This window comes from Anaerolineae bacterium, assembly GCA_016931895.1.
In the GTDB taxonomy this organism is placed as follows: Bacteria; Chloroflexota; Anaerolineae; order 4572-78; family J111; genus JAFGNV01.
In genome coordinates this window covers 15588-32260 of record JAFGDY010000231.1, presented here as the reverse complement: position 1 = coordinate 32260, position 16673 = coordinate 15588, and the positions used below count along the sequence as shown (strand labels likewise).

At 55.9% G+C, this 16673-nt stretch carries 14 protein-coding genes and 1 pseudogene; 8 read left to right on the top strand and 7 right to left on the bottom strand.

Translation table 11 applies throughout. The annotated features are described in order from the left end of the window. Window positions 1-191: 191 nt before the first annotated feature. Complete coding sequence (locus tag JW953_17175; protein ID MBN1994433.1) at window positions 192-2279, bottom strand: glycosyltransferase family 39 protein; 2088 nt, start codon at window positions 2277-2279, stop codon at window positions 192-194. Window positions 2280-2793: 514 nt separating this feature from the next. Between JW953_17175 and JW953_17170 the strand changes: the two genes are divergently transcribed. The 4 genes from JW953_17170 (at window position 2794) to JW953_17155 (ending at window position 8174) form a co-directional block, all read left to right on the top strand. Next, window positions 2794-4359, top strand: coding sequence for a serine/threonine protein kinase (locus JW953_17170; protein ID MBN1994432.1), 1566 nt, complete (start codon window positions 2794-2796; stop codon window positions 4357-4359). Between the two features lie 275 nt (window positions 4360-4634). After that, complete coding sequence (locus tag JW953_17165) at window positions 4635-6542, top strand: ABC-F family ATP-binding cassette domain-containing protein (GenBank protein ID MBN1994431.1); 1908 nt, start codon at window positions 4635-4637, stop codon at window positions 6540-6542. 35 nt (window positions 6543-6577) lie between these two features. Beyond that, a complete protein-coding gene (locus tag JW953_17160; protein MBN1994430.1) occupies window positions 6578-7753 on the top strand; it encodes a dephospho-CoA kinase in 1176 nt (391 codons plus the stop codon). Between the two features lie 169 nt (window positions 7754-7922). Continuing rightward, the gene (locus tag JW953_17155; GenBank protein MBN1994429.1) at window positions 7923-8174 is read left to right on the top strand and encodes a hypothetical protein; all 252 of its coding nucleotides are present in this window, start codon (window positions 7923-7925) and stop codon (window positions 8172-8174) included. Between the two features lie 145 nt (window positions 8175-8319). On the opposite strand, the gene JW953_17150 is transcribed toward JW953_17155, so the two are convergent. The 6 genes and pseudogenes from JW953_17150 to JW953_17125 form a co-directional block, all read right to left on the bottom strand. Further along, the gene (locus JW953_17150; protein ID MBN1994428.1) at window positions 8320-10119 is read right to left on the bottom strand and encodes a hypothetical protein; all 1800 of its coding nucleotides are present in this window, start codon (window positions 10117-10119) and stop codon (window positions 8320-8322) included. Between the two features lie 5 nt (window positions 10120-10124). Beyond that, entirely contained in the window at window positions 10125-10718 is a 594-nt protein-coding gene (locus JW953_17145) for a hypothetical protein (GenBank protein ID MBN1994427.1), read from the bottom strand. Window positions 10719-11037: 319 nt separating this feature from the next. Then, window positions 11038-11707 (bottom strand): annotated as a pseudogene (locus JW953_17140) (response regulator transcription factor). A 15-nt stretch (window positions 11708-11722) separates the two neighbouring features. Beyond that, complete coding sequence (locus JW953_17135; GenBank protein ID MBN1994426.1) at window positions 11723-11929, bottom strand: hypothetical protein; 207 nt, start codon at window positions 11927-11929, stop codon at window positions 11723-11725. Continuing rightward, window positions 11926-12471 carry a hypothetical protein gene (locus JW953_17130; protein MBN1994425.1) on the bottom strand — a complete coding sequence of 182 codons (546 nt, stop codon included), beginning with the start codon at window positions 12469-12471 and terminating at the stop codon, window positions 11926-11928. The genes JW953_17135 and JW953_17130 overlap by 4 nt, the downstream gene beginning before the upstream one ends. Then, window positions 12446-13417 carry a PAS domain-containing protein gene (locus tag JW953_17125; GenBank protein ID MBN1994424.1) on the bottom strand — a complete coding sequence of 324 codons (972 nt, stop codon included), beginning with the start codon at window positions 13415-13417 and terminating at the stop codon, window positions 12446-12448. Before JW953_17125 ends, JW953_17130 begins: the two co-directional genes overlap by 26 nt. A 566-nt stretch (window positions 13418-13983) precedes the next feature. Here JW953_17125 and JW953_17120 point away from each other — a divergent pair. The 4 genes from JW953_17120 to JW953_17105 all read left to right on the top strand — a co-directional run bounded on the left by JW953_17120 (window position 13984) and on the right by JW953_17105 (window position 16570). Then, on the top strand, window positions 13984-14520 hold the full coding sequence (locus tag JW953_17120) for a PadR family transcriptional regulator (GenBank protein ID MBN1994423.1): 537 nt from the start codon (window positions 13984-13986) through the stop codon (window positions 14518-14520). A 72-nt stretch (window positions 14521-14592) separates the two neighbouring features. Then, window positions 14593-15273, top strand: coding sequence for a class I SAM-dependent methyltransferase (locus JW953_17115; protein ID MBN1994422.1), 681 nt, complete (start codon window positions 14593-14595; stop codon window positions 15271-15273). Window positions 15274-15294: 21 nt separating this feature from the next. Further along, window positions 15295-16125: a hypothetical protein gene (locus JW953_17110; protein MBN1994421.1), complete on the top strand. Its 831-nt coding sequence runs from the start codon at window positions 15295-15297 to the stop codon at window positions 16123-16125. Between the two features lie 253 nt (window positions 16126-16378). Then, entirely contained in the window at window positions 16379-16570 is a 192-nt protein-coding gene (locus tag JW953_17105; GenBank protein ID MBN1994420.1) for a hypothetical protein, read from the top strand. Window positions 16571-16673: the final 103 nt, after the last annotated feature.

The following is a 16673-nucleotide window of genomic DNA, read 5'->3' as shown; positions in this document are numbered from 1 at the left end:
GGTCTTGAGACCTAATGACAATCGATCTGCCGTGTCCTGTCTTTTTATATTACCACGTTTTTCTCATACTAATGACATGACCTGAATAATTACACTAAGGGCAGGTCGTGAGGCTGCTTAGGGCAGGTTGCGAGGCGACGATAGGCTGGTTGCGTCTGGATTCTGGCAATAGGGCGACCGTCCGGTCGTCCCTACCGGGATGGCCGGATTTGCACGCAGCCCCGGCCCGGGGGTGGGGGTTGGTAATACCAGCATTTTCCTGCGCCTGACGGGCTGACGGCTGCCAACTCAAAGGGGAAGCCGGGCACCAGGGGGCAGTAGAGACCGCTCAAACCGGGATCGGTAACGATAAAGTTATAAGCGGCTGCCCGGAGGGGGAAAGCCTGATCGGGCGGAGCGGGAGACGTTTCAGGGGCCGGGGTCAGGTTGGCCCAAAACCCGGTTTGGCCGCGCTCGTCAACCATGGGAATGGACAATTGGGCCGGGGTGGGCGGGTCGCCCGTAAAATAGAGGGTCATGGTCAGGGTCTGCCCGGCCGTCACCCGGGCGGGGAGCAGGTGGTAACCCAGAATGGGGGAGGATGAGGGGGAGGGGGGGAGGGTGAGTTTGATGGCGGGCATGCGGTAAAGCCAGGCATATTCTAGGCCGTGCAGGCGGACCACGTGTTCCAAAACGCCATACCGCCGGATGAAAGCCGGCCAGGCCGGGTTGGGTAAATCGCGCTGCACGTCGGGCAGGTAAAGGATCGCGTAGTCGCTGGCCAGGGCCAGCAGGGCCGCCTTGTCCGCCTGCGGGCGATAGCCCAACGTGTTTCCGGCAAAAAAAGGGGCCAGGGCGGTGTGCATGAGGGTGGTCACTTGCAGGCGTTCGGCCTGGGGCTGGCGATTCAAATAAGCCGCCGCCCGGTCCAGGCCTTCGCCCCAGCCAACGGTGATGGTGTTGCGGGCGGCCGCTCCGCCGCCCAAAAGCGGGTTGTAATAGGTCAGGTAATAAGGCTGGTGGGGCAGAGTGGTGGCCGCTTGCAGCAATAAAACCGCGCTCAGCCCCAAACCGGCGGCCCCCTTCGAGGTAAATCGTCCCGGCTGCCATAGTTTTAACCAACCCCACAAACGGGCCAACCCCCACGCCGCCGCCACGTCCAGCATCAGGATGGCGGGCAAGGCGTAGCGTTCCTGTTTTTTGGCCCCCAGTCCTAAAAAAAGAATAAAGCCCACGGCGGCCAGGAGTAACAGGCCCAGACCAAGTCTATCGCCGGCAGGAGAGGCTGGGGGATGGGGCGGGGCGGCCCGGGGCCAAAAGTCGCTCAGCCAAAAGAGCAGGGCCAGGGCCACCCCAAACAAAACCGGCGGCGTCAGCCTGAACAGGATGGCCAGCCCATAAAAAAGCAGGCCGGGGTCGCCCACAACCTGACCCCGGAAAAAGACGCCGTTAGCATGAGGGGTCTGGGCGTAACTCTGGATCATGTGCCCGGTTTTTAACAACACGCTCAGCGGGTCAACCCACATGGCAGGCCACAGGGCATAGACAATTAAACTTGCCGCCACTCCCCACCCCATTGCCGCCCAAATTGTACGTTTGGTTATTTGGGCCAATGCTTCTGGCCCACTTTTGGGCTTGAGGGCCATAACGGCCAAAACCAGTCCGGTGAAGGGCAATAGAAAAAGAGCCGTTGCTTTTGAAAGCAGGGCCAGGCCGGTGGCCACCCCGGCCAGAAGCAAATAGCCCCAGGCCGGGCTGCGCAGAGCATAGACCAATATGCTGAGCACGGCCACCAGCAGCCAGGCAGACACCAGGGCGTCGTGGTGGAGGGTGCGGGAGTGGGCCAGGTAAAAGGGGTCCAGGGCCAGCAGCAGTAAACTCAACCACGCCACTTCATTGCCCCACAGCTTTTGCCCCAGTTTTACGGAAATGAATAAACAAAGTAAGGTGACTGCCACCATAGGCAAGCGCAGCAAAGGGAGCATGTCCGGGGCAAAGGTGCATAAGTTCAGGCCGGATAACGCCTCCGGCAATGTTGAGCCGGCGACAAAGTGATAGTATAGGCCCAAACCCAGTCCCCCCAACCAGGTGGTGGTAACGCCGGGATGTCCGGTTTGAAACGTCCTGAGCCAATTGCCGTCGGCCAGAAAGAGCAAAAAGTTTCGCGTTCGTTCAACCCACAGGTATTCATCCGCCGTCATAAAAACGTCGAGCCTGCTCAGCCGGGGCCAGGCCAGCAGAACGAACAGCCCAAACGATCCCAGCCGCAACAGCCTGGTTTTGGTTGCCTCAGATTTCATCGGCCTGTTCGTCTCCGTGTTCGCCATTGGGCCTGCCCCAAATTTTGGTAGGTAGGGGCGACCGGCCGGTCGCCCCTACGGGATTGCCCAAAAACTGGGACGCGCCCTCTGCCGCCTCTTGCTATTCATGGCGGAGTGTGATTTAATACCAGCAGGGGCAACTCTTCACTTTCTTGGCATGTCATTGCGAGGGTTCCATAAGGCCAGGGCCTTATTCAACCGGAAAAAGAAACTAATGGGGGAGCACCCCCCAAGCCCCCCGGCAGTTTCTTAGTAGGGCGTAGCCCGTAAGCAAAGCGGCGCAATCTCCAATGCCAGGATAGAGACTGCTTCGCCTCTGGCTCGCAGTGACATGGGGAACAAGGTGAATAGTTACCCCGGAACAAACTTACAAAATGCTGTACTAAGTTTACTCTACAACCTATTTCTGCCAAGTTACACACCAGTCCTTGAAGGTCTCAGGCAGACCGGGCGTTCGCCCATCTTTAGACTCTATCGGCGGGGGTGACAACGGATGACGGCCAAACTTATTGGACAAACCATCGGCCAGTATCAAATTGTTGAGCAAATTGGCGAAGGCGGCATGGCCACGGTGTACAAAGCCTATCAACCCGGCCTGGACCGCTACGTGGCCTTTAAGGTGTTGCCCGAATATTACCTGCACGACAGCACTTTTTTAACCCGCTTTGAACGCGAAGCCAGGGTGATTGCCAAACTGAGCCACCCCCATATTTTGCCCATTTATGATTACGGCCGGTCCGGTCAGACCACGTTTATTGTGATGCAATACATCGAAGGCGGCACGCTCAAAGAGGTGATGGGCCGGCCCCTGGCTTTGTCGCAGGCCGCGCTTTTTGTGGGCCAAATTGCCGACGCCCTGGATTACGCCCACCGGCGCGGCATCCTGCACCGCGATGTGAAACCAGGCAATATTTTGCTGGAAGAGGGGCGGCGGGTGCTGCTGACCGATTTTGGCCTGGCTAAAATGGCCGCGGGGTCTACCCAATTGACCGAGGCGGGGGTGGGCATTGGCACGCCGGCGTATATGTCGCCGGAACAGGGGCAGGGTTTGGCCGTGGATGCGCGCACCGATATTTACGCCTTGGGCATTATTTTGTATGAAATGGCTACCGGCCGGGTGCCGTTTGAGGCCGCAACGCCAATGGGCACCATGGTCAAGCACATCACCGAGCCGCTGCCGTCCCCGCGCGCCCTTAACCCCAACCTGCCGCCGGCAGTGGAGCAGGTTATTTTTAAAGCGTTGGCCAAAGATAAAGAGAAACGTTACGCCAGCGCCGGGCAGTTGGCCGCGGCCTTGAACCAGGCCCTGGCCGCGCTGCATGCGGAAATTGGCCCCACCGCCCCGGCCTCTCAGACAATGCCCCCGCTCGCGCCTCGCGTTACCGAGCCGGTCCCGCCTGCGCCGTCTACAAAGCCGCCTGCGCCGATGGCGCGGCCGGCCAGGGCCGCCCCGGCCTGGCCGTCGCCCGCCCCGCCCCCGGCCGGCAGGCCCGGTCCGGCTTCGCCAACCGCCTCCCCTCGTGCTGCCGGCATGTGGCCGTGGCTGCTGGCGGGCGGTCTCCTGGTAGCCCTCATTCTGCTGACCGGCCTGGCCGGGTATTTCTTCTTCGTCCGGCCGCCAACGAATACGCCCACCCCAGGGTTGGTGAAAACCCTGCCCACGCCTACGTTCACCGTCCGCCCCACCAGCACCCTCACTCCATCCCCGGCCACGCCCGGCGCGCCCTGGTTTGGCGACATCACCTTTGCCCAGGGCTATGACCCGGCCACCCTGGCCCCCATCAAACCCGGCGATTCCTTTAGCCAGGGCCTGACCGAAATCCACGCCATTTTTGAATATAAAGACATGGCCAACGGCCAGGCCTGGGAACGGGTGTGGTATCGAGATAATCAAGTAATGTCAAGAAGCCCGGAACAGTGGCGCGGGGATGAGGCCGGGGTGTTTGACTATTTTATTAATGCCAAGGGGCAGCCGCTCCAGGCGGGCCGCTGGCGGTTAGAGTTATATGTGGAAGGTAAATTATTGAGTGCAGGCAGTTTTACCATTGAGCAGGAATAGGGAGCATCCCCGGCGCTTTTGCCCTAAACAAACGGGCTGCCCCATTTTTAGGCCATTGGGTAGAGACAGGACATTGTCCTGTCTCTACCGCAAAGTTTTAAGACGCCCCCTAAGCAAACACAATTCTTTTCCCCTCTTCTTCATTATGGTATAATTGGTTAAGCAACTCCCAAAGTTAAAGCCTATAGGTCGCTCTTGCTACACATTGATGATTTTGGGAGGCTTGTTTTTTGAGGGGTTCCCAATCGTTAAAACACAGCCATCATTGCGCAACTATGACCATTCTGACAGCCCATAACCTCGGCAAGTATTTTGGCGGGCAAGATATTTTTTCGGACCTTAACCTGTCTATCAATCCCAACGACCGGATTGCTCTGGTTGGCCCTAACGGGGAGGGCAAAACAACCCTGCTGCGGATTTTGGCCGGGCTGGAGTTGCCCTCCGCCGGCCACGTTCACCAGGCCAAAACGCTGCGGATAGGCTACCTGGAGCAGCATCCCTCGTTGATCTCGGGCCAGGGCAACCTGTGGCAATTGGCCTTAAGCGCCTTTGCCGATTTACGCCAACAAGAGGCGGAATTACAAACGCTGGCCGTCGCGCTGGCCCAAGAATCCGACTCCACTGGCCACGACAAGCTGCTGCAAGAATATGGCGAAGCCCAGGCTGCGTTTGAACACGCCGGCGGTTACAGCTACGAACAAACCATTGACCAGGTCTTGACCGGCCTGGGGTTTACGCCTGAAGATTATGAAACGCCGCTGCCCATTTTGAGCGGCGGCCAGCAGAGCCGGGCGCACCTGGCCCACCTGCTTTTGGAACGGCCCGACCTGCTGCTGCTTGACGAGCCGACGAATCACCTGGACCTGGCCTCGGTGGAATGGCTGGAGAATTATTTACAAAACTGGCCCGGGGCGTTGGTAGTGGTGGCCCACGACCGCTACTTTTTGGATAAAGTAGTTACCCGCGTTTGGGAAATGTCGTTTGGCGCGGTTGAAACGTACCGGGGCAACTTTTCACATTACGTAATGCAGCGGGCCAAACGCCTGGAGCGCCGCCAAAAAGAGTACGCGGCGCAGCAGGAGGCTATGGCCAAAGAAGAAGATTTTATCCAGCGTAATCTGGCCGGGCAACGCAGCAAAGAGGCCAAAGGGCGGCGCAAACGGTTGGAGCGGGTGGAAAGAGTGGAGCGTCCGCGCCAGCACAAACACCTCAACCTGCCCTTGCAAGCCACCCTGCGCTCCGGCGACCTGGTGCTGGCCACCCACGACCTGGTGGTGGGCTATCCTGATGATGAACCGCTATTCACCTGCCCGGACCTGGAAATCCGGCGCGGCAACCGGGTGGCTTTATTGGGGCCAAATGGGGCCGGCAAAACCACTTTCATCAAAACCATTCTGGAGCAGGTAGCGCCCAAACAGGGCGCGGTGAGATTGGGGGCCGGGGTGGAGATAGGCTATTTCGCCCAAACGCACGCCAGCCTTAACCTTGAGGCCACGGTTTTGGATGAACTGCTCTCGGTAGAAAATTTGCCTATCGGCGAGGCGCGTAACTATTTGGGGCGTTTTCTGTTTTCAGGGGATGATGTTTTTAAACCCATTGGCGCGCTTTCGGGCGGGGAACGCAGCCGGGTGGCGCTGGCCAAGTTGACCTTGACCGGGGCCAATTTTCTCATCCTTGACGAGCCGACCAATCACCTGGACATCCCCTCGCAGGAGATTTTGGAAAGCGTGCTGGATAACTTTACCGGCACCATCCTGTTGGTTTCGCACGATCGTTATTTTATTGACGCCCTGGCCACCCACACCTGGGCTTTGGAACCGGCCAGTAAATCGGTAACGGTGGTTGAAGGCGGATACAGCGATTATCTGGCCCACTGCAAACTGCAAGAAACGGCCCGGAATGGCACGGGCCAGAAACAGGGCGAAAAGTCGGCGGAAAAGATCAATCGCCAGCAAGCCAAAGCTCAAAAACGAGAGGCGGAAAAAAAGGCCAGGCAAATTGCCGAAATCGAAAGTATCATTGCTCAAACTGAAGCCAAATTAGCCCAACTGGCCCAACAAATAGAGGCAGCCAGCCAGGCCCAAAACGTATCTGAAATACAAAATTTGGGGCAGGATTATCAGGCAAACGCAAGCAAACTGGAACAACTGCTCAACCAGTGGGCTGAAATGGAAACAACGTAGGAAATTTAGCTTTATCCCAGAGGGAGAGAGTAGCTATGGCAGCAAAAATAGTAATTGGATTGACCGGCAATATTGGCACCGGCAAAAGCCTGATTCTGCGGATGTTGCAAGAATTGGGCTCCACTGTGATTGATGCCGACAAACTGGTGCATCAATTGATGAAAAAAGGCAGCCCGGTGTACGACGCCATTGTCAACGAGTTTGGCGCCGGCGTGTTGGATCAGACCGGCGAGATCAACCGCCGGAACTTGAGCAAGATAGTGTTTACCACGCCGGGGGCCTTGGCCAAACTGGAAGGGATGACCCATCCGGCGGTGCATCAAGAGGTGGTGCGCCGCATTGACCAGGCCACTACCCAGGTGGTAGCCGTTGAGGCCATTAAATTATTTGAGTCAAACTTGATTGACCTGTGCCATAGCAAGTGGGTGGTTACCGCGCCGCCCGACGTGCAATTGAAGCGATTGGTGGAACGGCGCAAAATGTCGCTGGAGCAGGCCCAACAGCGCCTCAAGGCCCAGTCGCCCCAGGCGGAAAAAACGGCCAAAGCCGATGTGGTGATAGACAACAGCGGCGACCTGGCCAAAACCTGGGCTTTGGTGAAAAAGCAGTACACCACCCTGTTACAGGACATGCCGGCCGAGGAAGCGCCCTCCCCTGAACCCGAACCGGCCCCTACCCCTGAAACGGCTGTGGCGGCCGCCGATGTAGACGTGAGCGCCGCTGAGGTTACCATTCGCCGGGCCAAGCGCAATGATATGGAACTGATGGCCCAAATCATTGCCGCCGCCACCAATGGGGCTTTGGACCCCGACTTGAGCCAGATGATGGAAGCCATCTTTTCCAGGGCCTACATTGTGGCCCAGTCCGGTGGTCACGTGGTGGGTATTGCCGGCTGGCAAACCGAGAATCTGATTGCCGGTCTGCAAGATTTTTATGTGATTCGGGCTGACCTGTGGCCGACGGTGGGGCAAAGGATGCTGGAGATGATTCACAAAGAGATCGAGGCGCTCTCGTGTGAGGTGGCTATTGTTTTTGTGATGAAACAGGCGGGGTCTCAACCCATTGAGTTTTTTGAAAGCCAGGGGTATCAACAGGCCGAAATCCGAGAACTGGGATATATGTGGGAAGACGCCGCCAGGGAGTGGCAGCCGGAAAATAGCATTTTGCTTTACAAAAAACTGCGCGAGCAGCGTATTATGGTGCCGATGTAGGCAGAGGGTGTGTGCAGGGTTGCAGGGTTACAAAGTAGCAGATTAACAGGGTTACAAACCTATTACTTGCTACCTCGTTATCTTGCTGCTCTGGCTACAACTCCCCAGCAGGGGCGCATTTTCAGGGTTAAATGCCGAACAATATATAATTTTTTGCAAAGGAATACGTATGGAAGCCATTAAAAAATTTGCTGTAAATCACCCGCAGCTTACCTCGTGGGTGGTGCTGGCCGTGGGGATGGTGATTATTTTAGTCTGGTCGGCCCGGGAGGTTGGCTTTACCCCCGGCCAGTGGGTCGCTTTAGTTGTTACCACCGTTTTGCTGGCCGGAGCCTGTGTGTGGATTATTGGCTGGGAAGATGACGAATGCGAGGACGAGGCTGTACCTGGCCAGACGACAGAAGAAATAGAGCAGGGATAATCTCCTGATTTACCCGTTGTGGTAAGATGCCGTTGCATCCCCCCCAGATTTTAGGCAGACCCTAAAGGTATGCGAACCTGTGGTTCATCTGAAACCTTTAGGGTCTATTTATTGCCAAGAAATGGAACAAACCTGTGAGACGCGCCTATTTTATGATCAGGGGCAGGAACAGTTGGCTGCTCGACGCGCCGCTTGGATCATCATTCAAAATAACCCCTTGGGCGCTGGTGTTGGCCAGAACAACATTGACCGGATTATTCAAGACAACATTGAAGGTTTCGTCAGACTCAACCAGTGTATCGCCGTTAACGCTGATAGTGATAGCCCCGGTTGTTACGCCCGCCGGGATAACCAACACATCGGACACGGCGGTGTAATCGCTGCCTGCCTGAGCTGTGCCGTTTTGCGTGGTGTAAGTAACCATCACCGGCTGGCTGCTCTGAGCCGAGAGGGTTGCGGCAAAGACCATACTAACGGCACCCCCATTGCCCTCCAAAACAGACCCGTTAGCCACAGAGAGTTGGGGCAATACCAGGTTTTCCACAGCCCCAATGTCACATTGAATAGTGCCATCCTGATCGCCGTCCGCCGGGCGGGCCACGCCGCGCTGGTCGGTGGCCGGGCAAGCGGTATCGCTGCCGGTATCAAGGGCTGGGCTGCCCGTGAGCAGCAGGTGAGTTAAAGTGTTGCCGCCGTTATCTTGTAGCGGTCCCAGTAGCGGGTTGGTGTTGGTCAGGTCATTGGACTGGTTAAAGCCGCAGGTGTTGGCGCTTTCCAGGTTGTGGCCCAGGGAGGTCAAAGGACTGTAGCAGTTGACGCCGCCGACTGGATTGGCAATGATGGTATTGACGATGTTGACCGTGCCGCCTACCCCCGCCAAGTTGCTGCCGGAGAGGGGCGAATTGCCGCCGGTAAAGGTGGCGTTATTGATGGTCAGTGTGCCGCTGCCGCCCCAATGGAGCAGGTTGCCGCCACTTTCCCCGGCGCTGTTACCGGAAAAAGTGGTGTTGCGGATGGAACTGTTGCCAGAGATTGAACTCACGAAGCCGCCGCCCAGGTAGTTGGCCTGGTTATTGGCGATGACGCTCTCCTGAATCTGGTAGCTAACCGAGCTCAGATAGATGCCACCGCCCTGGCCGCTGGAACCGGTGGCGCGGTTGTTCAGCAGGGCGGCGCGTTGCAGGGTCAGACTGCCCTGGTAGAGATAGATGGCGCCGCCGCTGGAACCCGCCATGTTATTCTCCAAGCGAGAATCGGCGATAGATAGATTGACCGACTCACCGGTAATTGCCCCGCCAGTATCACTCCCGGCCGTATTGCTGATGAAGGTGCTGTTTTGCACGGTCGTTTGGGCGCCATGGACCCGGATGGCGCCGCCAGCCACGACCGCCGTGTTAGAGTCGAAGGTCGCGCCGGAAATCGTCAGCGAGCCGCCGTTGGTGGCCTCAATCGCGCCGCCGTAGAAGCCGCTATGGTTGTTTCGGAAAGTCCCGCCGGTAATCACCAATGGGCCGGTGCCGCTGCCGCCATTGTAGTTAATTGCCCCGCCATTGCCGGTTTGCCCCGTGTTGCTGATGAAATCGCTGTTGGTGATGGTCACGCCGTCGGTAGAGGGGCCAATCATAATCACTCCGGTGAAGCGATTGGCGGTGTTGCTGATGAACTGCGTATTGGTAATCCACACCGTCCCTTCGTTGCTATGATGCAAAGCGGCGGCGTCCCCGTTTGGGCTACCCAGGTAGATGTGATCGGCATGGTTTTGCAAAAAGAGCGTGCCGGTAATCACCGCCTGGCCGGCAGGGTCGTTGTACCACAGCAGGATACCCGGATTTTTGCCGGTATTGCCCTGGAAAGCGCTGCCCTCCAAAAACAGTTGCCCGGCATAGTAAGAGTAAATCGCCCCGCCGTTGTTGTTCAGGAGTTGCGTATTCTCGACGCGCAGCACGCCCTCTAGATGGCCTGGGTGGGGCCGCCGGCATCGTCAAAGTTGAGGTTGCTTTGCAGTACGCTGTTCTGTAAAGTGGCCGTTCCTTTATTCCACAGCACCGGGCTGTGTGAGACGGTCCCCGGCTGAACGTTCATCTGCTTAAAAGTGGCATTGTTGGCGGTAAATGTGCCCAGATTTTCAATGGCCCCGTGGTCGTGAAAGCGCCCGCCGGTCAGGGTGACGTTGGTCACCGTGAAAGTTTCGCCCAGGCTGACCAGGAACATGCCTGTGCTGTTGGCCCCGTGCAACGTTACCAGGCCGCCGCCATTAATCGTGATTTGGCTAGGCACATCGTAGCGCGTGGTCAGCGTAATGATGACCGGCGCCGCGCCGCAATCGAAGGTGACTTCGCCCTGTGAGGCAAAGGCGGTGGCAAACGCGCCCTCGGTGCAACTGGCCGGTGTGCCTGTGCCCACCACGCCGCCGGCCAGCGCCTGATCCGGCAGCAATAATGCCAGGGTCAAGGCGATCATCAACCCCAGGAACAGGGCCAGGGTCGCCCCTCGCCGGGTTAAAAAGAGCCGTTGGAAATTTGGTATTGTGGAAATGTGAAACATATTGTCTCCTTTAATTCAATTACAAATGTTTTATATTTTAGTAACTACATTCTTCAACTCTGGTGTGGTGAGATACTGCGCCGAATAACCTGAATCAGATCATCCGCCGATAACACCGGCTGCGACTGACCGGACAACTGATAAAGACCGAATTGCCCAGGAGGATGACTTTGTGTTGTTCTGCCATTTTTCCCTGACCGGGTATTAGCATAACCGAAACAGGGGGGCAACACAATGCCCCACCAGACAGTTTGCGCCCCCAAAAAGTACAGTCCTGACCGGGCCAGGACTGTACTTTGGAACAGGGGGTTACAGTAACTTATTCGGGAATGGTTTTATCCGGGGGAAGCAGGCCCGCGCGTGCGGCATAGGCAATCACCTGGGCGCGGTTTTCTAAATGCAGCCGCGCCAAAATCTCGCCCATGTGGTATTTGATAGCGCGCTCGGTGAGAAAGAGCTTTTCGCCCACCTGCTTGTAAGTTAAACCCTGAGCCACGAGTGTTAGCACTTCTCGCTGCCGTTCGGTGAGTTCGGGTGGTTTGGGGGAGGGTGTTTCCATTTTTGGGGAGAGGGCAATGCCGGCCAATTCCTGTAAAATTTTTGCCGATAGGCTGCGCGAGAGCGGAGCTTCGCCGCGGGCCAAGCCCGCCAGTAAATCAAAGAACTCGTCGGCGTCAAGGTTTTTAAGCAAGTAGCCCGCCGCGCCGCTTTTGATGGCTTCAAATAAATCGTCGTCGTCATCCGACATGGTGAGCATCACGATTTTGATTTCCGGCATTTCCGCTTTAATCAAACGGGTGGCGGCCAGCCCATCGCAGCGCGGCATTTGAATATCCATCAAGATGACATCCGGGCGCAGGGTGCGCGTCTGAGCCAACGCCCTCCAGCCCATCCCTGGCTACGCCAACCACCTGCACGCCGCGCGCGGTTAGCAAATTTTTAATACCTTCCAGAAATAGAGCGTGGTCATCCACCAGCAGAATTTTCATAGATAACTCACTTTTTCACGATGACCGGGGAACCCGCACGGTGACGCGCGTTCCCTGGCCTGGCGCAGATTGAACATTAAGCTGCGCTCCAATTTCGGCGGCGCGCTCGCGCATGATGCGGCTGCCGAAATGCTGCTCTTCATCGGGCAGTGGTTGGGCGGGGTCAAAGCCGATGCCGTCGTCAACCACGCTGATTTCGGCCTGGGCGTGGTCTACACTCACACTGACCCGCGCCAATTGCGCGCAGGCATATGTTTGCGCACGTTGTTGAGCGCCTCCTGGATAATGCGAAACAGGTGCGCTTCGACCACGGGCGAAAAAAGTTGAGCCTCATCAGGCGCGTCCAAGGCGGTGGGAATACCGTAATTCTGGCTAAAGCGGGCCAGGTATTGCCGCAGTGCCGAAATTAAACCCTGACCCGGCGCTAGTTCGGTTTTGGCGCCGAAAATATAGGCGCGCACATCGGTCTGGGCCTCTTGGACCACATGCACCAAGCGCAACAGTTGGGCGTCGGCATCGTCGTTTTTGCCGCCGGATAGAAAGGCGCGGATGGTTTGCGCCTGCACGTTTACATAACCCAACACCTGACCTACGCTATCATGCAGTTCGCGGGCCAGCCGTTCGCGTTCTTGAAGCATGGCCACGGCCCGCTGCTGTTGCAGCAGTTCGGCTTGAGCGTGTTTGAGTGTGGTAATGTTACGCAAAACTATCACCTGCCCAATGAGATTGCCCCGGCGGTCAGGGAGTTGGGGACGCGCGCACATCGTAATCCTGATTCTCTAGCCTCATTTCCATTCGTTCAGGCTCAGACTCACAGCACAGTTCGGCTAAGGCGCGCCACTCTCCCAGCGCCTGCGCCGCCGGTTGGCCAATCGCTGTCACTACCGATTGACCAAACAAGCGCTGCGCCGCCGGGTTGAGGTCAATAATCCGCTTTTGCGCGTCCAAAACAATTACGCCATCGTCCAAACCTTCCACAATCCTTGTCCGGGCAATCGGCACAATGTCGAACAGACGAAAGCCGACAAGGCCAAAAAGAATGGACAGGCCAAATAAAGCCGTGCTGAACGGCGATAGGTTGAGCAGGCGGTCTTGCAGCAAGCGCGAGGTGTTCACCGAATTGGTCAGAGCCACCACCCAAAATACAATGCCGCCCAGTAACACCGCGCCGGCTTGAGCGCGGTACAAACGGGGGGCGCGGATAAAGGCCTGAAGTAATAAAATAAAAGCAAATATCCCCAGGGCATAAGAATATACCGCATTAACTCTGGACCAAATTCCGCGTTCCCAACGGAGAATGGTCAAACCTTCGCCGGTTTCCAGCCACATGCTTTTCCAAAACAGGCCGTGCCAATTGTTAGTCCAAATGAGCAGCAGGGTGAGCAGAGGAATCACTGTGAGCAGGGTCACATGGCGGCGGGTGAGCCAGTGGTTTTTGCCGGTGTATTGGATGGCAAACACCAAAAATGCCGCCGGTTCAACGGCAATGGCCAGATAAACTGTTTTTATGCCTACAAGTTGGGTAAACGCATCGGCCCCGGCCCAGCAAATGGTATAACCCGCCATCCAGACTGCAACGGACAACATTGCCAGGGCAAAGGGCAACGCGCCCGGCGCGGAACGCCGTCGCCAGGCCAACCAGGCAAACAGAGCGGCAATAGCGGCAGAGAGCAACAAATTCAGCGTGTACGGAGAGTCTTGCCAGCGCATGGTAATTTATCCTGCCGGAGGGAAAATATGGTTGATTGTGATAATGAGCAATCGGGTTCCGGCCTGAGCGAACAAAACCGGATAGACCGGCAGGCGGGACATTGTGCTGCCTGACAGGGTCAGGGACCGATTGTGGCCGGATATGCGGAGCGGGCCGAATAACCACAATTTGGACAAGGTGGTTTTATTGCATCCTTCAACCCTAAAGGATAATATTATTGAATGAGAGTATTTTACTCTGGGCCAGTCGGCTTGCCAAATAAAAGCCGGATGGTCAAAACTAGCCTGGCATGTTGATTATGACCACTACCACCAATGAGAATCCTCCGGGATACGATCGGGAAGGGGGATGTCTGCAATGAGGGGAAGTTGTGAAATCATCTCAATGATACCTTTTGGGTATAGAATTTGGTCATATTCTATCCAAGCCTTGCGCATATGGCTAAATATTATGCAGATACTTGGGCTGAGGATTGGCCGGATTTAAGTGGTCGTAGGGTATTTTGACAAATTAAAATATTTGAAATATAATATTCAAGCTAGAATATTTAACTCAGGATAATTCAATGTCAGTTCGTTTGGTCATTCTCGGTTTGCTGCGCGACAGGCCGCTGCATGGTTACGAAATCAAACACATCATTGAAGATCATATGGGCGATTGGACCAATATTGCTTTTGGCTCTATCTACTTTGCCCTGGGCAGACTGGCCGAGGAAGGGTTTATTGAAAAAATAGCCACCGAGCAAGAAGGCCATCGCCCGTCACGCACCATCTACCAGATCACCCAAACCGGTCAGGATGAGTTTAAGCGCCTGCTGCGGGAAGTATGGCAAAACCTGGAGCGTCATTACTTTACCATTGATATTGGTCTGATATTTATGGAGGCGTTGCCTCTTGAGGAGGTTAAGGGCTACCTGTATGGGCGGGTGGCGCATCTGGAGGCTATTCTCAATCATCTGGATACGCACCAGGCCGAGGTAATGACCGACGAGGAAGCGCCCTCGGAGATGGTTAAGATCATTTTCAGTCACTCGCGGTTGCATTTTGAGGCCGAACTGACCTGGACGCGGGAACTGTTGGCAAAAGTAGAGCGCCGGGCCTAAACTTGAGCATTCTTTTTTTGAATTTATATATAAACTTAAATATTTTATATTGTATAACAAAGGAGATAAAACATGAACCGTATACCGGAAGAACAGGCCATCGCCGAAATGAGAGACGCCCGCCGTTTTAACGAGTTTATGGGTGGCAATCGTTTTCGGCAAAGTGAATACCGCCAATTGGCCCGGCGCGTGGTTGATTTGGGTATTCCACCGGGCGGCAAGGTGCTGGATATTGGCACCGGGCCGGGTTTTGTGGCCATTGAAATCGCCCGATTGTTGCAGGGCACAGGCGGCCAGGTGGTCGGGCTTGATATGTCGCCGGCTATGTTGACCCTGGCCAGCGAAAACGCGACCCGCGCCGGACTGAACGGCGCCTTGACCTGGCGCGAAGGCGACGCCCGGGCTATGCCCTTTGACCGGGGCGAGTTTGACGCGATGGTGTCAAACGATTCCTTGCATCATTGGACCGACCCTTTGCCCATTTTTAACGAGATAGCCCGCGTGGTTAAGGATAACGGCGGCTACATTATCCACGATTCCCGGCGGCTGGAACAAGCCTGGCCGCGCTTTTTTGCCTGGCTTATCGGATTAACCATCCCCGGCGATTTTCGGGTACACTACTGGAATTCAATCAACTCATCTTACACCCCGGCCGAGTTGCGGCGCATCCTGGCGCAATCGCGGCTGGCGGGCTGGCAGGTTGAAGAAGGGTTTATGGAGTTGATGGTCATCAAATCTGCCCGCCATTTTTAATGTGGCTCAAGGAGGTCAAGCATGGAAATCTTGTTTATGGGGATTTTCTTTCTGGTCATAACGCTGGCGGCGCAGCGCCGCGAGGCGTTTCAATTTCGCTGGCAGCCCACGCGTCATAGCTGGGTGACCGTAAGCGCCGGGCTGCTGGCCTTTGGGTTAAGCGCATTGCTGTTGTTGTTTGAGAGGGAGTCTTGGGCCGCACGAATTATTCACTATGGTCTTATTTACATAGGCTGCGGGGTAGTCATTCCCTGGGGTTACACCCTGCTGGCCGAACGCCGCAGCCTGGCCGCCCTGGGCTTAACCCGCGCCCGCTGGCGAACCAGTTTGATCCTGAACGTGGCGTTGGCCGCACTGTTTAGCCCGCTGATTATCTTTCAGGCGGACTTTAACGCGGTCAATTGGCAACAGGTGGGCCAGGCCGCTTTTGCGCTGAGTTGGGCCGGCGGTTTGTTTGAGCTGTTTTTGTACTACGGTTTTATTCATCTGCGGCTGCGCCGGGCTTTTGGCGTGATACCCGCTATCTTGGGCACGTCGGTTCTGTATGTGCTGTGGCACGTAGGCACGCAGTTGCCCTATGAAGCTGACCCGACACTGGCATTGGTCAAACTCTTGGCGGTGGGGATAATGTACCAATCCGTTTTTAGCTTCACCTATAACCTGCTGATCATCTGGCCCTTTTTCCATGCGGTGGGCGTTATGATTGATTTTGCGGTGAACATCGGCGAACTCGAAGCCATTAGCCCGCGTTTCCCTCTGGCCGTAGCGGCGGTGATTTTGATGGGGCTGGTGGGGGCCGGCCTGCTTTGGCTGGCCCAAAAGCGGGTGGGCTTTGAATATAAAGTTTTGTAAATGTTAAAACCCCCAATTATTAGGGTTGTATGCCTCTGGCAAACAAAGTATAATTTTACCACTTTAACATTAACGGTTTTGTAGATTTTACAAATGGCCGAATTGGCCCAAAAAATACCTCGGTATTTTTTGGGCCTCTGTAATTTACCCCAATCAAACTCTACACGTTTAACAAAGCCGCACCGCTGCGTATATTGAACCGCAGGCTCAACATCATGAGGCGATGGGTCAAATAATTGGTGGAGAAAGTGGGATGAGCTATAACGCCTTACCCCTGGATTTTCCCTTTGCGCCAACGCGCGCGTTGCGCCAACGTGCGCACCGGCATAACCGTGTACGGCACGCCGAGTTTCTCGTTATCTCGGCCAAAATGAACTCGGCGCAAACAGCCTGGCCGGCCTGGCGCGCCAGGAGAAAGCAGGAAGTAAGAATTAGGGACGGGTAACAAAAATCAGACTTTTCTGATAAAAAATCAGATTTTTCTGATAGATATTTCCTTTAAAAAGCGTTACTCTTAACATTAATGAAAGGTTAGAGGCGGACCAGAA